This window comes from Bradyrhizobium sp. Kon10, assembly GCF_055807395.1.
The window spans coordinates 124,030-147,139 of the sequence record NZ_JBVVOZ010000005.1 but is presented as its reverse complement, the minus strand read 5'-3'; the positions used below and the strand labels follow the sequence as shown (position 1 = coordinate 147,139).

General features: G+C 64.8%; 20 protein-coding genes. 12 read left to right on the top strand and 8 right to left on the bottom strand.

Going from position 1 to position 23,110, the window contains the following annotated elements; genetic code table 11:
* Positions 1 to 5: 5 nt before the first annotated feature.
* Both AC0L2O_RS10065 and AC0L2O_RS10060 read left to right on the top strand, forming a co-directional pair.
* A complete protein-coding gene (locus AC0L2O_RS10065) occupies positions 6 to 1,382 on the top strand; it encodes a sensor histidine kinase (RefSeq protein WP_473369616.1) in 1,377 nt (458 codons plus the stop codon).
* A gap of 110 nt (positions 1,383 to 1,492) precedes the next feature.
* Positions 1,493 to 2,155, top strand: coding sequence for a class I SAM-dependent methyltransferase (locus AC0L2O_RS10060; protein ID WP_473369615.1), 663 nt, complete (start codon positions 1,493 to 1,495; stop codon positions 2,153 to 2,155).
* 3 nt (positions 2,156 to 2,158) lie between these two features.
* Here AC0L2O_RS10060 and AC0L2O_RS10055 read toward each other — a convergent pair whose 3' ends face one another.
* From AC0L2O_RS10055 to tpiA, 3 genes are all read right to left on the bottom strand, one after another.
* Entirely contained in the window at positions 2,159 to 3,790 is a 1,632-nt protein-coding gene (locus AC0L2O_RS10055; protein ID WP_409188622.1) for a CTP synthase, read from the bottom strand.
* A 166-nt stretch (positions 3,791 to 3,956) separates the two neighbouring features.
* On the bottom strand, positions 3,957 to 4,343 hold the full coding sequence (gene secG, locus AC0L2O_RS10050) for a preprotein translocase subunit SecG (protein ID WP_369723457.1): 387 nt from the start codon (positions 4,341 to 4,343) through the stop codon (positions 3,957 to 3,959).
* Between the two features lie 140 nt (positions 4,344 to 4,483).
* On the bottom strand, positions 4,484 to 5,239 hold the full coding sequence (gene tpiA / locus AC0L2O_RS10045) for a triose-phosphate isomerase (protein WP_473369614.1): 756 nt from the start codon (positions 5,237 to 5,239) through the stop codon (positions 4,484 to 4,486).
* Between the two features lie 222 nt (positions 5,240 to 5,461).
* Here tpiA and AC0L2O_RS10040 point away from each other — a divergent pair, with 222 nt between their 5' ends.
* Genes AC0L2O_RS10040 through moaC form a run of 4 tightly spaced genes read left to right on the top strand, consistent with a single transcriptional unit; the run spans position 5,462 to position 9,752 of the window.
* Positions 5,462 to 7,360, top strand: a complete 1,899-nt coding sequence (locus AC0L2O_RS10040) for a SurA N-terminal domain-containing protein (protein ID WP_473369613.1) — start codon at positions 5,462 to 5,464, stop codon at positions 7,358 to 7,360.
* Positions 7,361 to 7,374: 14 nt separating this feature from the next.
* Positions 7,375 to 8,388 (top strand): anthranilate phosphoribosyltransferase, encoded by a 1,014-nt coding sequence (gene trpD / locus AC0L2O_RS10035; protein ID WP_473369612.1) that lies wholly within the window; start codon positions 7,375 to 7,377, stop codon positions 8,386 to 8,388.
* 7 nt (positions 8,389 to 8,395) lie between these two features.
* Entirely contained in the window at positions 8,396 to 9,217 is an 822-nt protein-coding gene (gene trpC / locus AC0L2O_RS10030; protein ID WP_473369611.1) for an indole-3-glycerol phosphate synthase TrpC, read from the top strand.
* Between the two features lies 1 nt (position 9,218).
* Positions 9,219 to 9,752 carry a cyclic pyranopterin monophosphate synthase MoaC gene (gene moaC, locus AC0L2O_RS10025; RefSeq protein ID WP_473369610.1) on the top strand — a complete coding sequence of 178 codons (534 nt, stop codon included), beginning with the start codon at positions 9,219 to 9,221 and terminating at the stop codon, positions 9,750 to 9,752.
* A gap of 6 nt (positions 9,753 to 9,758) precedes the next feature.
* Here the strand turns inward: moaC and AC0L2O_RS10020 are convergent, their stop codons facing one another.
* The gene (locus AC0L2O_RS10020) at positions 9,759 to 10,352 is read right to left on the bottom strand and encodes a CGNR zinc finger domain-containing protein (protein WP_473369609.1); all 594 of its coding nucleotides are present in this window, start codon (positions 10,350 to 10,352) and stop codon (positions 9,759 to 9,761) included.
* Between the two features lie 120 nt (positions 10,353 to 10,472).
* Here AC0L2O_RS10020 and AC0L2O_RS10015 point away from each other — a divergent pair, with 120 nt between their 5' ends.
* From AC0L2O_RS10015 to AC0L2O_RS10005, 3 genes are all read left to right on the top strand, one after another.
* Positions 10,473 to 11,888, top strand: a complete 1,416-nt coding sequence (locus AC0L2O_RS10015) for an amidase (RefSeq protein WP_473369608.1) — start codon at positions 10,473 to 10,475, stop codon at positions 11,886 to 11,888.
* Complete coding sequence (locus AC0L2O_RS10010; protein ID WP_473369607.1) at positions 11,885 to 13,141, top strand: MFS transporter; 1,257 nt, start codon at positions 11,885 to 11,887, stop codon at positions 13,139 to 13,141. The genes AC0L2O_RS10015 and AC0L2O_RS10010 overlap by 4 nt, the downstream gene beginning before the upstream one ends.
* Positions 13,142 to 13,345: 204 nt before the next feature.
* Positions 13,346 to 16,066, top strand: coding sequence for a bifunctional diguanylate cyclase/phosphodiesterase (locus AC0L2O_RS10005; RefSeq protein ID WP_473369606.1), 2,721 nt, complete (start codon positions 13,346 to 13,348; stop codon positions 16,064 to 16,066).
* A gap of 84 nt (positions 16,067 to 16,150) precedes the next feature.
* Here AC0L2O_RS10005 and AC0L2O_RS10000 read toward each other — a convergent pair whose 3' ends face one another.
* Positions 16,151 to 17,488: a S41 family peptidase gene (locus AC0L2O_RS10000; RefSeq protein ID WP_369723446.1), complete on the bottom strand. Its 1,338-nt coding sequence runs from the start codon at positions 17,486 to 17,488 to the stop codon at positions 16,151 to 16,153.
* Positions 17,489 to 17,793: 305 nt separating this feature from the next.
* Here AC0L2O_RS10000 and AC0L2O_RS09995 point away from each other — a divergent pair, with 305 nt between their 5' ends.
* The 3 genes from AC0L2O_RS09995 (at position 17,794) to AC0L2O_RS09985 (ending at position 19,950) form a co-directional block, all read left to right on the top strand.
* Positions 17,794 to 18,924, top strand: coding sequence for an alpha-hydroxy acid oxidase (locus AC0L2O_RS09995; protein ID WP_369723445.1), 1,131 nt, complete (start codon positions 17,794 to 17,796; stop codon positions 18,922 to 18,924).
* 36 nt (positions 18,925 to 18,960) lie between these two features.
* Positions 18,961 to 19,587, top strand: a complete 627-nt coding sequence (locus AC0L2O_RS09990) for an HAD family hydrolase (protein WP_473369605.1) — start codon at positions 18,961 to 18,963, stop codon at positions 19,585 to 19,587.
* Positions 19,588 to 19,752: 165 nt separating this feature from the next.
* A complete protein-coding gene (locus tag AC0L2O_RS09985) occupies positions 19,753 to 19,950 on the top strand; it encodes a hypothetical protein (protein WP_409188612.1) in 198 nt (65 codons plus the stop codon).
* Positions 19,951 to 20,038: 88 nt separating this feature from the next.
* On the opposite strand, the gene AC0L2O_RS09980 is transcribed toward AC0L2O_RS09985, so the two are convergent.
* Genes AC0L2O_RS09980 through AC0L2O_RS09970 form a run of 3 tightly spaced genes read right to left on the bottom strand, consistent with a single transcriptional unit; the run spans position 20,039 to position 22,975 of the window.
* Positions 20,039 to 20,821, bottom strand: a complete 783-nt coding sequence (locus tag AC0L2O_RS09980) for a hypothetical protein (RefSeq protein ID WP_473369604.1) — start codon at positions 20,819 to 20,821, stop codon at positions 20,039 to 20,041.
* Positions 20,822 to 20,850: 29 nt separating this feature from the next.
* Positions 20,851 to 21,417: a hypothetical protein gene (locus tag AC0L2O_RS09975; protein WP_473369603.1), complete on the bottom strand. Its 567-nt coding sequence runs from the start codon at positions 21,415 to 21,417 to the stop codon at positions 20,851 to 20,853.
* Between the two features lie 43 nt (positions 21,418 to 21,460).
* The gene (locus AC0L2O_RS09970) at positions 21,461 to 22,975 is read right to left on the bottom strand and encodes a YadA-like family protein (protein ID WP_473369602.1); all 1,515 of its coding nucleotides are present in this window, start codon (positions 22,973 to 22,975) and stop codon (positions 21,461 to 21,463) included.
* Positions 22,976 to 23,110: the final 135 nt, after the last annotated feature.

The following is a 23,110-nucleotide window of genomic DNA, read 5'->3' as shown; positions in this document are numbered from 1 at the left end:
CTAACATGAGCAAGCACGACGATCCCTATTGCCTGCGCTCGCGGCTGAGCTGGCGCCTGCTTTCGCTCCAGGCCGCACTTCTGGTCGCGCTGGTTGCCATGGCCGTCGGCGCATTATGCGCATCCGGCTTCGTGCTCGCCGAGCGCGATGAGGATCGCGTGATCGACGTCGTACAGCGCGCACTCGCGCGCGACCCGCAAGGTGGACTGATCCTGCGGCCGACGCCCGAGCTGAAGCAGTTACGCGGCGAGACGCCGGATCTCTGGTTCCTGGTCCGAGACCGCCAGGGACATTCGCTCTCCGAAGGTGCCGTGCCGGCCGAATTCGCCGCGATCGGCGGCGGCCTCGATCAGATCAGCCAGGCGCGGCTTGGCTGGCAGCTTTTCGACGACGATCCGCACAGGCCAGCGGCGCGGCTGAAGCGGGTCGACACCGACGCCGGCAACGTACAGGTCATCACGGCGACACAAGGCAGACTCACCGGTACCAAGGCGTTATTCATGACTTCGCTTGCATTCCTCGGCATCGCCCTGCCCGGCCTGCTGGTGATGGCAACGGCGACCCTCATCGCGACACCAATGATCGTGCGGCGCGCCTTCAGAGGACTCGATACCACCGCGGACCAGGCACGGCGCATCGACATCCATCAGCGCGGCGCGCGGCTGTCGCTGGAAAGAATTCCGCTGGAGGTCGTGCCGCTCGTGAATGCGGTCAACGACGCGCTGGCGCGGCTCGACCAGGGCTATGCCCGCCACAAGCGCTTCGTGGCCGACGCCGCGCACGAATTGCGTACGCCGATCGCGATCCTGAACACGCGACTGGAGTCGCTTCCATCGGGACCGGACAAGGCCCGGCTGCTGGAGGATTCCGCGCGGCTGGCAACGCTTGCCGAGCAATTGCTGGACATCCAGCGGCTGGACCGCTGCGCCCATCCATTTGCGCGCATCGACCTCGTCGCGATCGCGCAAAGTGCGGCGGCCGACCTCGCGCCGCTGGCGATTGCCGCCGGCTACGAGCTGGGGCTCGATGCGCCCGCCACGCCGATCGAGACGATCGGCGACGCAGCCGCGCTGGAACGCGCGCTGACCAACCTCGTGCAGAATGCGATCCAGCACGGCCCGCGCCGCGGCACCATCGGCATTCGTGTCAGCAGCCCCGCGACCATCGAAGTCACCGACGAAGGCGCCGGCATTCCGGCCGACCAGCGTGAACAGATTTTCGAGCCGTTCTATCGGCTCACGCCGCGCGACCGCGGCGCCGGCCTTGGCCTCAATATGGTTCGCGAGATCGTGCTCCTGCATGGCGGCCACGTCTCGGTCGAAGACGGTCCCGACGGCGGCGCCTGCTTCAGGATTTCGCTGCCGCCGATCCGGCAGAGCTGATTCAATTCGCCTCCGCCTCTGAAGCGCAATGCTGTCGCAATGCACTCCCGCGACATTGGATCCGCCTCACCTCTGATCGCGCGAGGTGCAACCAAGATGCCGGAGTGCTCATGCCCAACGATTTCCTCTCGTTCTTTCTGTCCTGGATGTCGGCCCCACGTCAGGTCGGCGCGGTCGCTCCGTCGGGCGCGGCGCTGGCCGATCTCATCACCCGCGAGATCACGGCATCGAGCGGCCCAATTCTCGAGCTCGGCCCTGGCACCGGCGCCTTCACCTACAAGCTCCTCAAACGCGGCGTGCGCCAGCAGGATCTCACGCTGGTCGAATACGGATCCGACTTCATGAAGCTTCTGCAATTGCGCTTTCCCAGCGCGCGCGTGTTGTGGATGGATGCGGGGCGGCTGACGACGGAGCGCCTCTATGACGGCGCGCCCGTCGGCGCGGTCGTGAGCGGATTGCCGCTGCTCAACATGTCGACCCGCAAGGTCGTCTCGATCATCGGTGGCGCGTTCAGCTATGTCCGTCCCGGCGGCGCGTTCTACCAGTTCACCTATGGCCTGGGCTGTCCAATCCCGCGGCCGGTGCTCGACCGCCTCGGCTTGCGCGCAAAGCTCGTGGATCGCACCTTGCTGAACGTGCCGCCTGCCGCCGTCTACAAGCTGACGCGGCGGCCGCAGATGAAGCTCGTTGTGGGATCGCTCGCGCCGGACGTTTCAACGCCAGTCCCGCCGGAGCTGATGCGACTGGAGCGTCACAACACCACCCCAGCTTGAGCCTCAGACCAACCGGCTCTGCACCATCGCCGCCTGGATGAACGACGCAAACAGCGGATGCGGCTCGAACGGGCGCGACTTCAGCTCGGGGTGGAACTGGACGCCGATGAACCAGGGGTGATCCTCGTACTCGACGATCTCCGGCAGCACGCCGTCGGGCGAGAGGCCGGAGAACTTCAGACCGTGCTGCTCGAGACGGTCCTTGTAGGCAGTGTTGACCTCGTAGCGGTGACGGTGGCGCTCCGAAATCTCGGTCGCACCGCCATAGACCTCGGAGACGCGGCTGCCGCGATTGAGCGCCGCCGGATAAGCGCCAAGCCGCATCGTGCCGCCGAGATCGCCGGCGTTGGAACGCTTCTCAAGCTCGTTGCCGCGCAGCCATTCCGTCATCAGGCCGACCAGGGGCTCCTTGGTCGGGCCGAACTCGGTGGAGTTGGCCTCTTCGATGCCGACAAGGTTTCGCGCCGCCTCGATCACTGCCATCTGCATGCCGAAGCAGATGCCGAAATACGGAACGTCACGCTCGCGCGCGAACTGCGCCGCGCGGATCTTGCCTTCCGCGCCGCGCTGGCCGAAGCCGCCGGGCACCAGGATGCCGTTGACGTGTTCGAGGAACGGCGCGGGATCTTCCTTCTCGAAGATCTCGCTCTCGATCCAGTCGAGATTGACCTTCACCTTGTTGGCGATGCCGCCATGCGAGAGCGCCTCAATCAGCGACTTATACGCATCCTTCATGCCGGTATATTTGCCGACAATCGCAATGGTGACGTTGCCCTCGGGATTGCGGACGCGCTCGTTGATGCGCTGCCAGCTTTGCAGCGCCGGCGGAATCCGCGAGCCGATGCCGAAGGCGGCCAGCACTTCGTCGTCGAGGCCCGCGTTGTGATAGGCCTCGGGAACAGCGTAGATGTTGTCGACGTCGCGCGCCTCGATCACGGCGCTTTCGCGCACGTTGCAGAACAGGCCGAGCTTGCGCCGCTCTTCCTTCGGAATCTCGCGGTCGGTGCGGCAGAGCAGGATGTCGGGCTGGATCCCGATCGAGCGCAGCTCCTTGACCGAATGCTGTGTCGGCTTCGTCTTGAGCTCGCCGGCGCTCGGAATGTACGGCAGCAGCGTCAAATGGATGTAGACGGCGTGATCGCGCGGCAGCTCGTTCTTGAGCTGACGGATCGCCTCGAAGAACGGCAGACCCTCGATATCGCCGACGGTGCCGCCGATCTCGACCAGCACGAAGTCGTAATCGTCGTTGCCGGAGAGGACGAATTCCTTGATGGCGTTGGTGACGTGCGGAACCACCTGGATGGTTGCGCCGAGATAGTCGCCGCGGCGCTCTTTGGTGATGATGTCCTGGTAGATGCGGCCCGTGGTAATGTTGTCCTGCTTGGTCGCTGGCCGCCCGGTGAAGCGCTCGTAATGACCGAGATCGAGATCGGTCTCCGCGCCGTCATCGGTCACAAACACTTCGCCGTGCTGATACGGCGACATCGTTCCGGGATCGAGGTTGAGATAGGGATCGAGCTTGCGGAGGCGGACCTTGTAGCCCCGGGCCTGCAACAGGGCACCGAGCGCCGCTGAAGCTAAACCCTTGCCGAGCGAAGAAACCACGCCGCCGGTGATGAATATGTACCGCGCCATGGGGCTTAACCTCTAATCCCTCGAATTCGATTCGCCAAAGCGATTCGTATTCCGCCCCAAAGATTCTGCGGGCCTGTGGGTGAGCCAAAACTAAGAGTGGTGACAGGGTCTTGATGGGGACTGTTGATGCAGAGCGGTAGCAGCCGCCCTGCATAGCCCCCCTGCTTTATTGCGAGCGCGGCACCTGCGGGCCGCTAGGCGCCGGGGCCTGCTGCTGCTCGTCCGCCTTCTTCAGCGAATCCAGGATGCCGCCCGAGGTCGGCGGCGCGACCGGCGCGCCTCCGGCCGGCTGCGTCTGCGACGCCGGCGCGCCAATGATCGATGAGGGCGCACGGTTGTAGCCGGCGTACCAGGACAGGAACAGGCTGGTCAGGAAGAAGCCCGCCGCCAGCACCGCAGTCGTGCGCGACAGCAGGTTCGCGGTGCCGCGGCTCGACATGAAGCCCGCGCCTCCGCCCATGCCGAGGCCACCGCCCTCCGACTTCTGGAGCAGCACGGCACCGATCATGATGGCAACGATCATGAGGTGGATGACGATGACAACAGTCTGCATGGTATCCTTCCGTCACAAGCCGACAGCGCCGGTACCGGCAGCCGATCGCGCTTCGCGGGTTTTCCTGAAGTTGCGCGGTGTTACACGATCGGAAACGGCATTGCCACCCCCGATCGGTCCCGTTCGCATTCCTGGCTTAGCTAGGGACAGCCCTTGGCGATCGCAAGGAAATCGGCCGCTTTCAGGCTGGCGCCGCCGACCAGCGCGCCGTTGACGTTTTTGACCGCCATCAGCTCGGACGCGTTCGACGGCTTGACCGAGCCGCCATACAGGATGCGCATCGTGGCACCGTCGGCCTTGAACCTGGAGGTCAGGAGTTCCCGGATAAAGCCATGAATCTGCTCGACATCCCCTGCGGTGGGGGTGAGTCCCGTGCCGATCGCCCAGACCGGCTCATAGGCGACGACCAGATTGGCAGCCGTGGAGCCGTCCGGAAGCGAGCCGTTGAGCTGGCCGCGCAAGATGTCCAGGGTCTGCCCGGCATCGCGCTGGCTCTGCGTCTCGCCAATGCAGACGATCGCAAGCACCCCCGCCCGCCAGGCCGCCTCGGCCTTCTGCCTGATCAGGGCGTCGCTCTCGCCATGGTTGGCGCGGCGCTCGGAGTGGCCGACAATGATGGCGCTGGCGCCGGCATCCGCCAGCATTTCGGCGGCGATATCACCGGTATGGGCCCCTGAAGCCTTGGGATGGCAATCCTGCGCCCCGACAGCGATCGCCTTGCCGCGGGCCTTATCGGCGAAGGCCGCAATCAGCGTCGCCGGCGGGCAGACCAGCAGATCGGCCTTGCCGGTTACCTCTGCCGCGCCATTGAGCATGGCGTCGAATTCGGCAGTCGCGGCTCGCAGGCCGTTCATCTTCCAATTGCCGGCGATCAGCGGTCGGAGGGCATCGGTCATGTCAATTTCCAGCGAAATGAGGTTTGTGCATGCGCTAGCAGAGGTCCTGCTGCAGTTCCAGAGACCAGGGGCTTTTAACCGCAGAAGCAGCGACGGGCCGGACCTGAGGTTGCGGGGGGAAAGCCGCCACTTTATGATGGCATATCAATTTGGTGACGCGCTCTTGCGGAATCTGCATTAAGCCGCGCTCCCGTTCCCCTCCTGACAAACAAGTTGGACCAAATGCTTCGAGGAATGCGCAAGGCCTCATCAAACTGGGTCGGCAAGACCATTATGGCCTTAGTGATGGGCGTATTGATCATCAGCTTCGGCGTTTGGGGCATCGCCGACATTTTCCGTGGCTTCGGGCAGTCCACAGTGGCCAAAGTAGGCCACACCGAGATTTCGCTGAACGAGTTCCGCCAGATCTACACCGATCGCCTCCAGCAGATCGGCCGCCAAGTTGGGCGCCCGCTCACGCCTGACCAGGCGCGCGCATTCGGACTCGACCGCCAGGTGCTTCAGCAGACCATCGCGGAAGCGGCCCTCGACGAAGAGGCGCGCCGGCTCGGACTCGGCCAGTCCGACGACCAGATCCGCCAGCTCATCATGAACGATCCGAACTTCAAGGGCGTCGACGGCAATTTCGATCCGAACCGCTTCCAGGCCGTGATCCGCAATTTCGGCTACACCGAGCAGCGCTACGTTGCCGACCAGCGCAAGGTGTCGTTGCGCCGGCAGATCACCGGCACGATCGGCGCCGGCCTCGAGCCGCCGAAGGCGATGCTCGAGGTGCTGACGCGCTTCCAGAACGAGCAGCGCGCGATCGAGTTCGTGAAGCTCGACGCGGCGCAGGCAGGCACCACCGATGCGCCCTCGCCCGAGGCGCTCGCCGCCTATTTCGAGGACCACAAGGTTCAATTCCGCGCGCCCGAATTCCGCAAGATTGCCTTCGTCGTGATCTCGCCGGAAGAGATCGCCAAATGGTCCCAGGTCTCCGACGAGGACGCAAAGAAGCTGTTCGACCAGCGCAAGGACCGGCTCGGCACGCCGGAGAAGCGCGAGGTCCACCAGATCGTGTTCCCCAACCTCGCCGAGGCGCAGGCCGCGCGCGAGCGTCTTGTCGGCGGGTTGTCGTTCGAGGATCTCGGCAAGGAGCGCGGACTGAGCGCCTCCGACGTCGATCTTGGGCTGGTGACCAAGTCCTCACTCGATCCGGCCATCGCCGACGCCGTCTTTGCACTGCCCGTCGGCGAGATCAGCCAGCCGATCCTGGGCCGTCTCGGCACCGCGATCGTCAAGGTCGACAAGATCGAGCCGGGTGTCGAGCCGAACTACGCCAGCATGGCCGGCGAGATCAAGCGCGAGATCGCGACCGAGCGTGCCCGCGTCAAGGTCGGGGAGCTCCGCGACAAGATGGAGGACGAGCGCGGCGCCGGCACCAGCGTGGTCGACGCGGCGCAGAAGCTCGGGCTCACGGCCGTGACCATCGATGCTGTCGACCGCTCCGGCCGCGCGCCGGATGGCCAACCCGTCGCCAGCATTCCGCAGGGCCTCGACGTGGTGTCGCAGGCTTTCAACAGCGACGTCGGCGTCGACAACGACCCGATCTCGTTCCGCGGCGGCTATGTCTGGTATGACGTGCTGGCCATCACCCCCTCGCGCGACCGCAATCTCGACGAGGTCCGCGACCAGGTCGAGGCGCGCTGGCGCCAGGACCAGATCGCCGCCAAGCTCAAGACCAAGGCGACGGAGATGGTGCAGAAACTCGAACAAGGCGGCAAGCTCGCCGACGAGGCTGCGGCGATCGGCGCCAAGGTCGAGACCGCGAGCGGCTTCAAGCGCGACGATCAGCCGGCTGGCGTGCCCACCAACCTGGTCGCGGCCGCCTTCCGCACCGCCAAAGACGGCGTCGGACAGACGCCCGTGACCGGCGGCAGCGAAGTCATTGTCTTCCGCGTCACCGACATCGTCGATCCCGCGCTGGACGCCGCCTCCGATGCCGTCAAGAAGCTGAAGGACAGCATCGATCGGGCGCTGACCGACGAGCAGGTTGCCTCCTACGTCAACAAGCTTGAAACCGACATCGGGACCAGCATTAATCAGGCCGCCTTCGCGCAGGTGACGGGCGCGAACCAGTGAGTTGAAAGCACGCGATGGACGACCTGAAATCGATTATCGGAAAAGTGGCGACCGGCGCCAGCCTGTCGCGTGACGAAGCAGCCTCCGCCTTCGACGCAGTGATGTCCGGCGAAGCCACCCCCTCGCAGATGGGCGGCCTGTTGATGGCGCTGCGGGTGCGCGGCGAGACCGTGGACGAGATCACCGGCGCGGTCTCGGCCATGCGATCCAAGATGCTGACCGTGACGGCCCCATCTGATGCCGTCGATATCGTCGGCACCGGCGGCGACGGCTCCGGCTCGGTCAACGTCTCGACCTGCGCCTCCTTCATCATCTCGGGCGCAGGCGTGCCTGTGGCCAAGCACGGCAATCGCGCGCTGTCGTCGCGCTCGGGTGCAGCCGACGTGCTGGCCTCGCTCGGCGTCAAGATCGACCTCAAGCCCGAGCAGGTCGGCCGCTGCGTGCGCGAATGCGGCATCGGCTTCATGTTCGCGCCGGCCCACCATCCCGCTATGAAGAATGTCGGCCCGACCCGGGTCGAGCTCGCCACGCGCACGATCTTCAATCTGCTCGGACCGCTGTCCAACCCGGCCGGCGTGAAGCGACAGATGGTCGGCGTGTTCTCGCGACAATGGGTGCAGCCGCTGGCGCAGGTGCTCAAAAACTTGGGCTCCGAATCCGTCTGGGTCGTGCACGGCTCCGATGGCCTGGACGAGATCACCCTCACCGGCCCGACCTTCGTCTCCGCGCTCCACAATGGCGAGATCCGGAATTTCGAGGTGACGCCGGAGGAGGCTGGCCTGCCGCGCTGCGAGCCCGGCGCCCTGAAGGGCGGTGACGCCGACGCCAATGCCCTCGCACTCCAGAGCGTGCTTGACGGCAAGCCGAGCCCCTATCGCGACGTCGCGCTGATCAACGCCGCCGCCGCGTTGATGGTGGCCGGACGTGCCAAGGATCTCAAGGACGGGGTCGCAATCGGCGCGAAGTCGCTCGACAGCGGCGCGGCTAGCGCACGGCTGAAACATCTGATCGCGATCTCGAACGGCTGAGCCTGACATGTCGGACATCCTGACCAAGATCGAAACCTACAAGCGCGAGGAGATTGCTGCCGCCAGGCGCGCGCAGCCGCTGTCGGCGCTGGAAGCGAAGGCCAAGACGCAAGCCGCGCCGCGCGGCTTCTTGCGTGCGATCAAGGCCAAGCACGCCAGCGGCGACTACGCGCTGATCGCGGAGGTGAAGAAAGCTTCGCCGTCGAAGGGACTGATCCGCGCGGATTTTGATCCGCCTGAGCTCGCCAAGGCTTATGAAGCAGGCGGCGCCGCCTGTCTGTCAGTGCTGACCGACACGCCCTCGTTCCAGGGCCATCTCGATTTCATGGTGGCGGCGCGCGCCGCAACCTCACTGCCGGTGCTGCGCAAGGATTTCATGTTCGACACTTATCAGGTGGTCGAGGCGCGCGCGCACGGCGCCGATTGCATCCTCATCATCATGGCCGCGCTCGACGATGCCATCGCCAGGGATCTCGAGGACGCGGCGCTCGCCTACGGCATGGACGTGCTGATCGAGATCCACGACCGCGCCGAGCTCGATCGGGCGCTCAAGCTGCGCTCGCCGATGATCGGGGTCAATAATCGCAATTTGCGCACCTTCGAGACCACGCTTGCGACCAGCGAGATGCTGGCGCCGCTGATTCCGCGGGACCGGCTGATGGTCGGCGAGAGCGGCATCTTCACACCGGCGGATCTCGCCCGGCTCGAGCGCGTCGGCATGTCGACCTTCCTGGTCGGCGAGAGCCTGATGCGGCAAACCGACGTGACCGCTGCTACACGCACCCTGCTCGCCCGCGAGACCGCACCGCGCGCCACGGGCACGCGCTGATATGGCGCGCAAGCCGTCGAAGACCAAGTCAGCCAATCCTCTCCTCGCGACCGCGAAGGCCGGCCCTGGCCTTACCCATATCGGCTCCTCCGGCGAGGCGCGCATGGTCGACGTCTCGGACAAACCCGCAACCGAGCGGCTCGCAGTCGCGGAGGGCCGCGTCGTGATGAGCAGGGCGACGCTTGACCTGATCGTCTCCGGCAACGCCAAGAAGGGCGACGTGCTCGGCACCGCGCGCATCGCCGGCATCATGGCCGCCAAGCGCACCTCGGAGCTGATCCCGCTCTGCCATCCGCTCGCATTGTCAAAGGTGACGGTGGACATCGAGCCGGATACAAAACTGCCCGGCTGCCTTGTTCGGGCTAGTGTGAAAGTCACGGGCCCGACCGGTGTCGAGATGGAGGCGTTGACGGCTGTTACGGTCGCCTGTCTCACCATCTACGACATGATCAAGGCGGTGGAGCGCGGCGTGCGCATCGAAAGCATTCACCTCGTCGAGAAGCTGGGCGGCAAGTCGGGCCACTATCGCGCCTGACGCGATCTATCTCGCCTCGCGCTGTCGTTCGCGATAGGCGCGCGTCTTCATCCGGTTGCCGCATAGCGTCGACATGCACCATCGTCGCGTCGATGGCTTCGACCGGTCGAAGAACACCCGACGGCATTCCTCCGAGGCACACATCTTCAATCGATCCAACGTTCCCGTAAGCGTTGCATCGTGCAGCTCGATCGCGATGGCGGAGAGTCCCGCGAGCGCATCCTCGCGCACCGCCGACAAGATCGCACCCTGCCCCGCACGCACCTCCACCCGCAGCGGAAACGGCGCCAGCGCGTCATCGAGCGCGCCGAGCACATCCTTGTTCCGACGCCGCTCTGCCGGCTCGCATTGCAGATAGGCACGCAACGCTCCGCGCAGCCGCAGGGCGGTCTCGAACATCGGGAGCGTGACACGACCGCCGCCCGTATCGAGCCCGCGTTCCTGCATCCACTCCGCAAGCTGCTTCGGCCCGCCGAGCTCATCGCCCTGCGGGTGCTCCACGCCGAAATGCGTGAAGTGGCGAGCATCGAGCGTGTTGGCGAAATCGTAGACGTTCGCCAGCTGGTCGGGAACCTTGAATTTGCGCGACTCTTTGGACATCGGAACACCAAGGGTTGGAACACCATTAAAGCAGCTTTACCGGTTGACAGCAACCGACACCTGTATAATTTATATACAGGTGTCGATCTGTTGCGACAACGAGACTGGAGATTGCGAGCCGTGGCTGATGCCCTGCACTATCTCGAACTTACCGAGCTCGCCGCACGCCTCAAGGCGCGCGCAATCTCCGCGCTGGACGTGACGCGTTCGCAGCTCGACCGCATCTCTGCCCTGGATTGTGACCTCGGCAGCTATGTTCACGTGATGGCGGAATCGGCCATCGCCGAGGCGAAAGCTGCGGACGCCGAAATCGCCTGTGGCCACTACCGCGGTCCGCTGCATGGCGTACCGATTGCGCTGAAGGATCTGTTCTGGACGAAGGGCATTCCGACCGCCGCCGGCACCACCCTGCATCGCGACTTTCGACCCGATGAAGATGCGACCGTCGTGCGCCGGCTCAAGGACGCGGGTGCCATTGTGCTGGGCAAGCTGCAACTCACCGAAGGCGCCTATTCCGACCACCATCCGCTGGTGACGCCGCCGAAGAATCCCTGGAACGCGGATTACTGGCCGGGCATTTCGTCGAGCGGTTCGGCGGTCGCGACGGCCGCCGGACTTTGCTTCGGCTCGCTTGGCTCCGACACCGGCGGCTCGATCCGCTGGCCGTGCGCCGCCAACGGACTGACCGGGCTGAAGCCAAGCTGGGGCCGTGTTAGCCGCCACGGCACGTTCGAGCTGGCAGCGAGCCTCGACCATGTCGGACCGATCGGCCGCAGCGCTGTCGATACCGCCGCGCTGCTCGGCGTGATCGGCGGACACGACCCGAGCGATCCGACCTCGCTGCTCGATCCGGTGCCGGACTATTTGGCCGCGGCCATACAGGACGTACGAGGCTTGCGTATCGGCGTCGACGCAGCCTGGAACGGCAACGACGTGGACGTTGCGACGCAGCGTGTATTGTCCGACGCCATCGATGCTTTCCGCACACTTGGGGCTGACATTGTCGATGTCCAATTTCCGGACGTGAAGCAGGCGGTCGTCGATTGGACGCCGAATTGTGCGGTGGAGGCTGCCGTCGCGCACGAGGCGACTTATCCCGCCCGCAAGGACCAGTATGGTCCGATCCTCGCGTCGGTCATCGAGGCCGGTCGTGCGCTCTCGGCTCTCGATTATCAAAAGATCTTGCTGCGGCGGCTGGCACTGCGCGGCCGTGTGACCGCACTGTTCGAGACGATCGACCTGCTGCTGATCCCGGTGCACCCGTTTCCGCCCGTGACGCTCGCCGCGATCCGGACGCTCGGCGAGCAGCTGGACCTGATCGCGAAAATGCAGCGCTACACCTGCGCGTTCGACATGACTGGTCATCCCACCATCACACTGCCGGGCGGAGCATCGACCGACGGAATGCCGATCGCGTTCCAGCTCGTCGCCGGTCATCTCAAGGAAGCCGTGCTGTTACGCGCTGGTGCGGCATTCCAGCGCGCCACCTCATGGCATCGCCGCCATCCCGCCCTCACCTTACGGAGGCAACATTGACCATTCAGTCCGCCCAGGCTCATCGAAGCTTTTTCTACGGCTGGTTCGTCGTCGCCGGCGCGTTCGCGATCATGTTCGTCGGCTTCGGATCCGCCTACACGTTCAGCGCATTTCTGGAACCGCTCCAGCGCGATTTCGGCGCCTCTCGTGGTTCGATCTCGCTGGTATTCTCGATCGCCGGCTTCCTGTACTTCGCCCTTGGCATCGTCAGCGGTCCCCTTGCCGACCGGTTCGGCTCACGCCCGTTCGCCGTTGCCGGCATGATCCTGGTCGCAGCCGGACTTGCGGCCGCGAGCACTGCGCGTTCCCTTGTCGAGGTCTACCTCGCCTACGGACTTGGTGTCGGACTCGGCGTCGGCTGCGCCTATGTTCCGGCGATCGGCGCGGTGCAGCGCTGGTTCGTGAAACGCCGCGGCTTTGCTTCCGGTCTGGCCGTCAGCGGTATCGGGCTCGGCACCCTGGCAATGCCGCCGCTCGCCTCCCTGCTGATCGCATGGGCGGGCTGGCGCGGCGCCTATCTCGCGCTGGGCGCCATCGCGCTGGTGCTCGGCGGCGGGCTCTCACTGCTGATCGAGAATGACCCGAAGGACCGCGGCCTTGGTCCCGACGGCGACCCACTCCGCGAGACATCGGGTGCGACCAAACCCAGCGGTGCTTCGGTTCCTGAGGCCGTCCGGTCGACGCGCTTTATCGGCCTCTACGTGTCCTGTCTGGTCTGCTCGTTCGGCGCCTTCGTCCCGTTCGTCCATCTCGTGCCCTATGCACGGGACCATGGCGTCACGGCATCGTCTGCCGTGGCGCTGCTCGGAATGATCGGGGTCGGCAGCACTGCGGGCCGCTTCTTTCTCGGCGCACTCGCCGACCGCGTGGGCCGCGACCGCTCGCTGATCATCGTGCTGATCGGAATGGCGCTCGCCATGGCGATCTGGGCAGTGGCGGCAAACACCTGGGCTCTCGCCGCCTTCGCCTTCGTCTATGGCACCTTCTACGGGGGGTGGGTCGCGGTCCTGCCCGCCGTCGTGATGGACTATTTCGGAGGACGCAATGTCGGCGGAATCATCGGCATTCTCTACACCAGCGTCGCCTTCGGCACGCTCATTGGCCCGAGCGCCGCTGGCTTCGCCTACGACGTCAATCACAGCTACACGCTGCCAATCCTGGTCAGCGCCGCCGCGAACATGGTCGCGGCGTTGATCGTGGTGGCGATACTGGCGCGCAGCAGGACACACGCGGTCAGCGCGGCGACGCGCTGATCGATCCCCGCAGTGATGATGGCAGGCGGGACACTGGCGGCGATCGGACCGTATTCGGTTCGATCCCCGTCGATCGATTTTTCTCATTTCAGTTCATGTCGCATTAACCCAGCTTGCTAACTTCGCCTCCACATCGTTCCCGTAAACCAACGGATGTTTCCAGGGCCGGAAGTTGACCCTGACGTGTGCGCGGCATCGATCGACATGAAGACGAAGTACGGCAGTCGCCTTTTTGAACAGGCCTTCGCGCGCAGCGGACCGATCCGCTGGCTGGTGGTGGGCGGCACACTCCTGATTGCGGCGATCGCCGTCGGCGCGGTGCTGATGGCACAGAATTTCCGCGAGCGCGCGCTGCGCAACTCGGGCCGCGAGCTGGAAAACACCGTGCTGCTGCTCGCCCAACATTTCGATCAGCAATTGCAGGACTTCGCTGTCATCCAGAAGGATTTCATCGACCATGTTCGCGCGAGCGGGATCACAAACGCCGAGGACTATCGCAATCGGCTGTCCGGCCAGGACATCCATCGCATGCTGCGCTCGAAGATCGAGGCGCTGCCTTACATCGGCGGTGTCAACATCATCGATGCCGACGGCAATTTGATCAATTCGTCGACGGCCTGGCCGGCTCCGAAGGTCAACGTTGCCGACCGCGCCTATTTCCGCACCTTCCGATATGATCCCCATTCGCCCGAGATGCTGATCGAGCCGTTGCACAGCCGCGTCTCCGGGGAATGGACTATCCTGATCGTCCGCAAGATCGTCGGCCCCAATGGCGAGTTCATAGGGGCTATCGGGCGCGGCATCGAGCCCGCCGGTTTCGAGAAGTTCTTCGAAACCGTGGTGCTCGGCGAAGGCGCCACCATCTCGATGCTGCACCGGGACGGCACGCTGCTTGCCCGCTATCCCCATTCGAGCGACCTGATGGGACATAATTTCAAGACCGGCCCGTTCGAGCAGCAACGCGTTTTCGGGCTCGATCACTTCGCCGGGCGCCTCACCAGTCCGGTTGACGGCGAGGACCGGCTGATTTCCGCGCGCGCCCTGCCCCACTTCCCGATCCTGATGATGGCGACCACGACGCGCGCGGCCGCTTTGGCGGACTGGCGCGAGCAGATCGGTATCCTGATTTCGGTCGCCGGCGCCTCCGCGCTCGCGATCGCGGGCGTGCTGATTGCGATCGTGCGCAAACTTCTGGAGCAGCATCGTCTCTCGCGCGAGCGGTTGATGCTGGAGAAGCAGCGGCTCGACCGCGCCGTCAACAACATGACGCAAGGGCTGCTGTTGTTCGACGCGTCGCAACATCTCGTGATCTGCAACCAGCGCTACATCGAAATGTACGGACTGTCGGCCGAGATCGTGAAGCCGGGGTGCAGTTTCCACGACATCATCGCGCATCGCAAAGCCACAGGCTCGTTCACGGGCGACGTCGATCAGTATGTCGCGCGGGTGCTGCGCGACGTCCATGGGCGCAACTCCATGGTGGTCGACACCAGCGACGGTCGTTCGATCCAGATCCTCAACGAGCCTCTCGGTGACGGCGGCTGGGTGGCGACGCATGAGGACATCACCGAGCGCCGACGCATCGAAGAGCGCATCACTCACCTCGCCCATTACGACGCGCTGACCGACCTGCCCAACCGGGCCATGTTCCACGAACATTTGCGCGAGGAGCTGTTCGCGCTGAGCGACGGCGAAGAGCTTGCGGTCCACTATATCGACATCGACGAGTTCAAGGGCGTCAACGACGCGCTCGGCCATCTCGTCGGCGACGAGCTCTTGAAGTCGGTTGCCGCAAGCCTCAGCCGTTGCACGGGTCCGATGGATTTCGTGGCGCGGCTCGGCGGCGACGAATTCGCGATCGTACAGAGTGGCTTGACGTCGCAGCACCAGGTCAACGACCTCGTTGCGCGTGTCTTCGCGGCAATTCGCACCCCGTTCGATTGCATGGGCCATCACCTCACCGCCGACGCCAGCATCGGCATTGCGCTGGCGCCGGGGCACGGCACCGCGCTGGACCAGATCCTGAAGAACGCGGACCTGGCGATGTATGCCGCCAAATCCGCGGGACGTCACACCTATCGCTTCTTCGAGCCGGAGATGGACGCCAAGGTCCGCGAACGGCGTCAGCTCGAAATCGATCTGCGTCACGCCATCTCCCATGACGGTCTGGAGGTCTATTACCAGCCCTGCCTCAGCCTGAAGGACGATCGCATCACTGGCTGCGAGGCGCTGGTGCGCTGGCGCCATCCCGAACGAGGCATGGTCTCGCCGGCCGAATTCATCCCGATCGCGGAGGATACCGGCCTGATCAACGAGATCGGCGAATGGGTGCTGGCGACCGCCTGCCGCGATGCGGCGACCTGGCCCGACGACATCCGCCTCGCCGTCAACGTCTCGCCGGTGCAGTTCAAGAGCGGCACGCTGGCGCTGAAGATCATGGCGGCGCTGGCCGCCTCAAACCTGCCCGCGAGCCGGCTCGAGCTCGAGATCACCGAGGCCGTGCTGATCCGCGACGACGACACGGCGCTCGCGATCCTGCACGAGCTCCGTGCCATCGGCGTGCGCATCGCGCTGGACGATTTCGGCACCGGCTACTCGTCGCTGAGCTACCTGCACCGCTTCCCGTTCGACAAGATCAAGATCGACCGCTGCTTCGTCAGCGACATCGCGGGTCCCGACGGCTCCGCCAGCATCGTGCAGGCCGTGGTCAATCTCGCCAGCGCCCGCCGCATGGCGACCACGGCCGAGGGCGTCGAAACCGAGGAACAGCAGCGCCTGCTGCGCACGCTCGGCTGCACAGAGATGCAGGGCTATCTGTTCAGTGCCGCGAAACCGGCGGACAAGGTGTTGGAGCTGTTCGCGCTGCATCGCAGCCGCCTCGCCCAGCACGGCGCCCATCAAGGCCGCCGCCGCGAGGCGGGCTAGCATCAGTTCGGTCTCTCGAGGAGCTCTCCGTGCCCCCCTCGCCCCGCTTGCGGGACGAGGGAGCGCGACGCATCGCGGCAAAGGCTAGTTCGGTACCGTCGTCTTCGGCGCCGGCTTCGCAGCCGCCGCATTCACGGTGACGCCGTGCAGGAAGTCGTCGGCCGCATGAAGCGCCTTGTCGTCCTTCTCTTCAGGCGGAACGTAGGATTGCGAGCCGGTCTGCTCGGCGCCTTCGGCGGCCGAGAGATGGCCGCGCATCTGGGATTCCGCCATGGTGTCCATCCGGCCTTTCAGCTCGGCCGGCACATCCTGGAGGATCTCGATGTCGGGCGCGATGCCCTGGGCCTGGATCGAGCGGCCCGACGGCGTGTAGTAGCGGGCCGTGGTCAGCGCCAGCGCGCCATTGCCGGCGCCGAGCGGAATGATGGTCTGCACCGAACCCTTGCCGAACGAACGCGTACCTATGATGGTCGCACGCTTGTGATCATGCAGGGCACCGGCGACGATCTCGGAGGCCGATGCCGAGCCGCCGTTGATCAGGACCACCAGCGGCTTGCCCTTGGTGAGATCGCCGCCATGCGCGGTGAAGCGCTGGGTCTCTTCCGGATTGCGCCCTCGGGTCGAGACGACCTCGCCGCGCTGCAGGAACGCGCTGGATACCGACACGGCCTGGTCGAGCAGTCCGCCCGGATTGTTGCGCAGATCCATCACATAGCCCGCGAGCTTCTCCGGCGGGACGTCTCGCGAGATCGAGGCGATCGCCTTCTTCAGGCCGTCCGTGGTCTGCTCGTTGAACGAGGTGACGCGGATGTAGCCGATGTCGCCGTTCTCGACGTGGAATCGCACCGGGCGCACATGAATGATCTCGCGCGTGATCGCCACGTCGAGCGGAGCGTCGGCGCCCTTGCGCACGATGGTGAGCTTGGTCTTGGTGTCGACCGGGCCCTTCATCTTGTTGACGGCTTGCTCGAGCGTCAGCCCCTGCACGGCATCGCCGTCGATCTTGCTGATGAGATCGCCCGACATAATGCCGGCCTTCGAAGCCGGCGTGTCGTCGATCGGGGAGACAACCTTGACCAGGCCGTCTTCCATGGTGACCTCGATACCGAGGCCGCCGAACTCGCCGGAGGTGGTCTCCTGCATCTCGGTCCAGGCCTTGTCGTTCATGTAGCGCGAATGCGGATCGAGCGAGGTCACCATGCCGGTGATCGCGCCTTCGATCAGCTTGGCATTGTCGGGCTTCTCGACATAGCTCGCCTTCACCCGCTCGAAGACCTCGCCGAACAAATTGAGCTGGGAATAGGCGTCATCCGCACTCGCTGCCGCCCGAGCCGCCCAGACTCCGCCGTGCGGACTGGCTACCAGAAGGGTCAGGCATGCTCCGGTGAGCGCGCCCAGGGGGAACAGCAGGGTTTTCCGCATGGAATGGTTGGCCTTTTTGCTTGGCGGTTCTCTTGGGCTTGGGAGGCGCCATGCAAATGGCGATCCATCCCGGTTCTCACAATATCATTCTGGTTTCTTCAAGGCCGGCATGCCACGCTGGCGGGTAGATTGTCAAAATCCCCCTCGCCCCGGCCTAAACTTTTGGCAACGTTCCGAAACCGTCTCGCCGCGGGAGCGATCGGCCTGCCCGTTCGCGCCCTCCAGCTATGCGATATTAGGATGGTTTTGCAGCTCCGGACGGGATAGGCGATGACATAAGGCTTCAAATTCTCGGGAGGACAACAATGAACGAAGCGCCCCGCATCCCGCAAAGGAATGTCGAACTTGGCTCCAGCGACGAGCCGTTCCAGAACCTGCACGAACTCATCCGGAAGGCGCGCTCCAACCTCAACCAGAACGCCTGGGACTATATCGTCGGCGCCGCCGAGACCGAGACCACGATGCGCCGCAACCGCATGGCCCTGGACGAGATCGCCTTCCGCCCGCGCGTGCTGCGCGACGTGCGCAAGGTCGACGGCTCTGTCGAGCAGTTCGGCCGCAAGATGCGGCTGCCGGTCGTGCTCGCCCCTGTCGGCGCGCTGGAAATCTTCGACCCGCACGGAGCCGCCAGCGTGGCGCGCGCCTGCGGCACCTTCGGGGCCGCCCATATGTTGAGCTCGGTGTCCGAGCCCGGCCTGGAGCAGACCGCCGAAGCCGCGCCCGATGCATTGCGGCTCTATCAGCTCTATGTCCGCGGGGACGATGCCTTCGTCGCCGATGTCGTCAGCCGGGCCGGGAAGCACAATTATGCCGCCTTCTGCCTGACGGTGGACACCGCCCATTACAGCCGTCGTGAGCGTGACATCGCCAAGCGCTACGTGCGCGAGAGCCGCCTGCGCGCCACCGGCGGCGACTACCAGAAGGGTCTGGAGTGGCGGACCGTGAAGATGATCAAAGACAAGTTCAAGATGCCGCTGATCCTCAAGGGGATTGCGACCGCCGAGGACGCGCAGATCGCGGTCGATCACGGCGTCGAATGGATCTACGTCTCCAACCATGGCGGGCGGCAGCTCGATCACGGCCGCGGCGCCATGCACGTGCTCCCCGAGATCGTCGACGCCGTGAAAGGCCGCGCCAAGGTCATGGTCGATGGCGGCATCTGCCGCGGCACCGATATTGTCAAGGCGATCGCGGCGGGCGCCGACCTCGTCGGCGTCGGCCGGCTGCAATGCTGGGCGTTGGCGGCGGCGGGTGAAGCCGGCGTGACGCGCATGCTGGAACTGCTGGAGGACGAGGTGCTGCGCTGTCTCGGCCTGCTCGGGGCCACCTCGTTCGCCGAGGTGAACAAGTCCTGCCTGCATCCGGCAACCGCCACCAACGCACCGAGCGTATTCAGCGCGTTCCCGCTGTTTGACCACGAGCCTTACCGGTACTGACCGCCAACTACAGACACTGAGGTGCAAAGGAAAGCAATGACATCGCTCTCTCCCGGCAGCGCGGATGCGCTTCTGTTCGATCTCGGGCGCGTGGTGCTCGATATCGATTTCTCCAAGGCGATCGCCTGCTGGGCGGGACATGCCGGTTGCAAGCCGGAGGCCATCGTCATGCGCTATGTGCGCGACAGCGAAGCCTACCGGCTGCACGAGGTCGGCAAGATCAGCGACGAGGATTATTTCGAGACGCTGCGCGCCTCGCTCGGGATCCGCATTTCCGATGCGCAGTTCCTCGAAGGGTGGAACGCAATCTTCGCCGGCGAGATGCCTAACATCGCGGAACTGCTGCCGCGCGCGGCCAGGCATCTGCCGCTCTATGTCTTCTCCAATACAAACCGGCCGCATATCGACTATTTTTCGAAGCAATATGCGGACGTGCTCGGCCATTTCCGCGAGCTGTATTTGTCCTCCAGCATCGGCCTGCGCAAGCCGGATGCGGAAGCCTTCGACCACGTCGTGGCCGCAATCGGCGTGCCGGCGCAACGCATCGTGTTCTTCGATGACCTTGCCGAGAATGTCGAAGGCGCGCGCGCCCGCGGGCTGACCGCAGTGCATGTGACCTCGCCCCGCGATGTCGGCGATGCGCTGAAGGCGCTGGGAGTCTGACCGCGGACGTCGTGAAGGGCGTTAGGTGCGGCGGTTCCCGGAACTAATTTGGCTCGGAATGAGGAACCAAATCACTTTGTGCATTTTTATACAGAGTTCCGGGAACGGAATGCAGGCCTCCGGACTCTTCAATCCGTCGGTACTTCTACGGACGGACGCATCATCGTGTTGGGCAAGACCTACCTTACCAAGCAAGCCTCTCTCCTTCTCCAATTCGCCAGAACCACCTCGGATTCGGAGCTCTCGGCCAAGCTGATCAGCAAGGCTGCCGATCTGAAGTCTCAGGCTGACCCGCTGCCCGACAAGGATCGGGATCTCAAGGCGCCGGACGTTGATCGTGAAAATGGAACCGGGACAGCCTGAGGGCCGTCCCCCGGCCATCCTGCTCTCAGCCGTTTTTTTCTCACGAGCTCAGCACCTGAGCCGCTTCGGCCATTCAGGCAGCCCCGGCTCACCAGCGGCCCTGAAGCTTCAGGCTCGCTTCGAGGTCGCCGCAAAAATTATGCTGACCGAGATGGAGCAACTTGCACTGCAGGTCGACCCAGATCTTGCCGCCGATATCGCGCCAGCGGCGACAGAACGCATAATCCTCCGACAGATAGCGGCCGGACTCCGGATCGATCATGCAGTCGAAGAAAAGCCAGTGCAGATGCGCCAGCGGATTGTTCGGCGGGCCGTCCGGGACGTAGCTCAGCTTGGGATAGTGCTCCATCATCCGCCTGAACACGTCGCGCTTGATGCACATGAAACCGGTCGGCGCCTCCGCCACCTCCACGAAATCATCGGCATCGGCATAGGTGCTGACGCGCTCGGCGCCATGTCCGATCGGGTTGAAGGGATATTCGGTGTAGCGATCTTCGAATTGCTGTCGGGTCGTTGCCGCCGGCAGGCCACCCTCCGGCCAGTTGAAGTTCTTCATCGGATAGACGCCGGCGGTCACGTCACGATCGATCAGGAGCAGGCGGCACACCGCTTGCGGCGTGAAGGCGATGTCGGAATCGATCCAGAACAGATGAGTCAGTGTTTCGTCGGACAGGAACTTGAGCACCATCTTGTTGCGCGAGCGGGTGATCAGGCTCTCCGAATGCATGTGCAGGATACACTGCAGCCCGAACCGGTTACAGTGATGGGTCAGCTCGAAGATACTGGTGACGTAATGCATGCTGACCGCCGAGATGTAGCACGGCGTCGCGAACATCACCTTCATCGATTTCAGCGCTTCGTCGGGTAGCATTTCTCGCTCGTCAGGCCGCGTTGCTGCGTCTATTTCGGCGCATTCTCCGGCGGTTTGCTCGCCGGTGCGGGCTTGACGGCCGCCACTGGCTGCTTGCTGGGATTTGTCGGAGTCTGTTTTTGTTCAACACGCGGCTCGGGCGCGGTCGGCGCCGCCGGCCCGCTCTGTCCGATCGAGACCGAGATCCCGAACAGCCGCCACTGTCCGTTCACCGGTGCGAAGGCCAGGTCGAAATTGACCTGGTTCGGGACCGAGGGAAAGAAGCCCGCCATATGCATCAGTCCGTTGGCCTCGATCTGCGGCAGTAGATTGAGCTGCGGATCGATCACGGCGACACCCGAGAGGTCGAGATTGTCGTTGCGCAGCTTGGCGAAGATCTCGCCCAGCCGCGCCGCCGAGTTGACCTGAAAGCCGGGCGCGCCGATATCGCGCAGCACCGTGTAATTGCCGGTCTTGTTGGCGTGGTCGAGTGCGAGCAGCGAGGAACGGACCAGCATCAGCACGCCGTTGCGGTCGATCTGCGCTGGTTTTGGCGCCGGCGGAGGTGTTTCCGCATGACCGGCGGCGGCCGCCGCGATCAGCGCAGCCGCAAGCATTAACGCCCGCCACGCCCGTTGCTTTCCGCTCAGCACGCCGCCATCACCACGCAACCGTCACTCCGGCGCGTCCACCGACGCCGCCTTGCGCGAACCCGGCCGCAACACCGCCATTGAGCACGACATACTGGTTGAGGCGCATCTGGGCGCCCAGGCTCATGGCGTTCTGGCCGCGGAACGTGCCCCAGTTGGTGGAGACCGCAAACCGCTTGTCCGATGGCAGCGCCGAGCCGCCCATGGCGATGGCGATGGCGGTGCCCTCGAAGGCCTGCCGCATCTGCGTCTGCAACGTGGAGATGTTGGACTGCAGCGTGGAAATATCCGCACCGCTGAAGCTTGCGGCGGCCAGATGCCCGGCGGCATCCGTTGTCACCACCTGTGTCGGGCCGGATTGTGCGGCAAGGCTCGCGGCCGAGGTGAGGCCGGACATGCGGTAGGTGTTCGTGCTGGTGCCGATCGAGACCTGGTTGGGCGCTGATGTTGTCGCACCCGCGCCGATCGCGGTCGAATTGGCGAAGGTCGCCGTGGCGCCCGCACCGACCGCGGTCGCGCCGGTGGCGCTCGCCGTGCTGCCCTGGCCGATCGCGGTCGTGGCGTCGCCGGTGGCGTTGCTGTTTCGGCCGAACGCGCTCGCTGTCAGGCCATTGGCGATGCTGCCTTGACCAGTCGCGGTTGCGAAATCCCCATTTGCCAAACTGCCTTGGCCGATCGCGGTCGCACTGTCGCCGTGGGCGACGCTCTGGGCACCCGTCGCGGTCGCGTTGGTACCATTCGCGTTGCTGAGACTACCGGTCGCGGTCGCGTTCACACCGTTCGCGACGCTGCCTTGTCCCGTCGCCGTCGCGTTGGTCCCGTTTGCGTTGCTGCCTTGACCAGTCGCGGTCGCGAAATCGCCATTTGCGAAACTGCCTTGGCCAGTCGCGGTCGCGCTGTCGCCGTGGGCGACGCTCTGGGCGCCCGTCGCAGTCGTGAAGGTGCCATTTGCAGAACTTTGAATACCTGTTGCCGTTGCATCAAAGCCATTTGCCTTGCTTAGACTACCGGTCGCGGTCGCGTCCGCGCCGTTGGCGGTGCTGGCCTGTCCCGTCGCCGTCGCGTTGGTGCCGTTAGCAAAGCTAGCTTGGCCTGTCGCGGTCGCGTTGGTGCCGTTGGCATCACTGGTTTGTCCCGTTGCCGTCGCGTTGGTCCCGTCTGCGGTGCTGACCTGTCCAGTTGCGGTCGCGAACGTGCCGTTCGCAAAGCTGTTTTGTCCCGTCGACGTCGCGTAGGCGCCGTTTGCGATGCTGCTTTCTCCCGTTGCGGTCGCGGAGATGCCTTTGGCCTGACTGACATGTCCTGTCGCCGTCGCGCCCTCTCCGCTCGCGATGCTGCCCGCACCGTAAGCCGTCGCGTCGGAGCCGGTCGTGGTGGCCTCGCTGCCAACCGCTGTCGCGTTGCCGCTGGGCGCGTTGATCACGCCGCCGCCGGCGGCGTAGTCGGCAGAAAGAGCTGCCGAAGGGTAGAGCACCGCACCGGCACCCAGCACACCCACGCCGGTCAGCATGCTGCTGGCGAGCAAGCCGGCCTTACGAGACAGGCGCCTAAGTGCCCCAAAAATAGTGTGGTGACGCCGATGCGCGTACATGAGAGCCCCTCGAACGGACGGCCCGATTCTGTCGATTGACCTACCGCTCCGGGCAGCTTCTCCAAGCCG

Coding starts and splice junctions, on each gene's coding strand:
- AC0L2O_RS10065 (WP_473369616.1), top strand. CDS start 6: ATGAGCAAGCACGACGATCCCTATTGCCTGCGCTCGCGGCTGAGCTGG.
- AC0L2O_RS09990 (WP_473369605.1), top strand. CDS start 18,961: ATGACATCGCTCTCTCCCGGCAGCGCGGATGCGCTTCTGTTCGATCTC.
- AC0L2O_RS10000 (WP_369723446.1), bottom strand. CDS start 17,488: ATGCGGAAAACCCTGCTGTTCCCCCTGGGCGCGCTCACCGGAGCATGC.
- AC0L2O_RS10055 (WP_409188622.1), bottom strand. CDS start 3,790: ATGGCGCGGTACATATTCATCACCGGCGGCGTGGTTTCTTCGCTCGGC.
- secG (WP_369723457.1), bottom strand. CDS start 4,343: ATGCAGACTGTTGTCATCGTCATCCACCTCATGATCGTTGCCATCATG.
- AC0L2O_RS10040 (WP_473369613.1), top strand. CDS start 5,462: ATGCTTCGAGGAATGCGCAAGGCCTCATCAAACTGGGTCGGCAAGACC.
- AC0L2O_RS09980 (WP_473369604.1), bottom strand. CDS start 20,821: ATGCTACCCGACGAAGCGCTGAAATCGATGAAGGTGATGTTCGCGACG.
- tpiA (WP_473369614.1), bottom strand. CDS start 5,239: ATGACCGATGCCCTCCGACCGCTGATCGCCGGCAATTGGAAGATGAAC.
- trpC (WP_473369611.1), top strand. CDS start 8,396: ATGTCGGACATCCTGACCAAGATCGAAACCTACAAGCGCGAGGAGATT.
- moaC (WP_473369610.1), top strand. CDS start 9,219: ATGGCGCGCAAGCCGTCGAAGACCAAGTCAGCCAATCCTCTCCTCGCG.
- AC0L2O_RS09995 (WP_369723445.1), top strand. CDS start 17,794: ATGAACGAAGCGCCCCGCATCCCGCAAAGGAATGTCGAACTTGGCTCC.
- AC0L2O_RS10020 (WP_473369609.1), bottom strand. CDS start 10,352: ATGTCCAAAGAGTCGCGCAAATTCAAGGTTCCCGACCAGCTGGCGAAC.
- AC0L2O_RS10060 (WP_473369615.1), top strand. CDS start 1,493: ATGCCCAACGATTTCCTCTCGTTCTTTCTGTCCTGGATGTCGGCCCCA.
- trpD (WP_473369612.1), top strand. CDS start 7,375: ATGGACGACCTGAAATCGATTATCGGAAAAGTGGCGACCGGCGCCAGC.
- AC0L2O_RS10005 (WP_473369606.1), top strand. CDS start 13,346: ATGAAGACGAAGTACGGCAGTCGCCTTTTTGAACAGGCCTTCGCGCGC.
- AC0L2O_RS09975 (WP_473369603.1), bottom strand. CDS start 21,417: ATGCTTGCGGCTGCGCTGATCGCGGCGGCCGCCGCCGGTCATGCGGAA.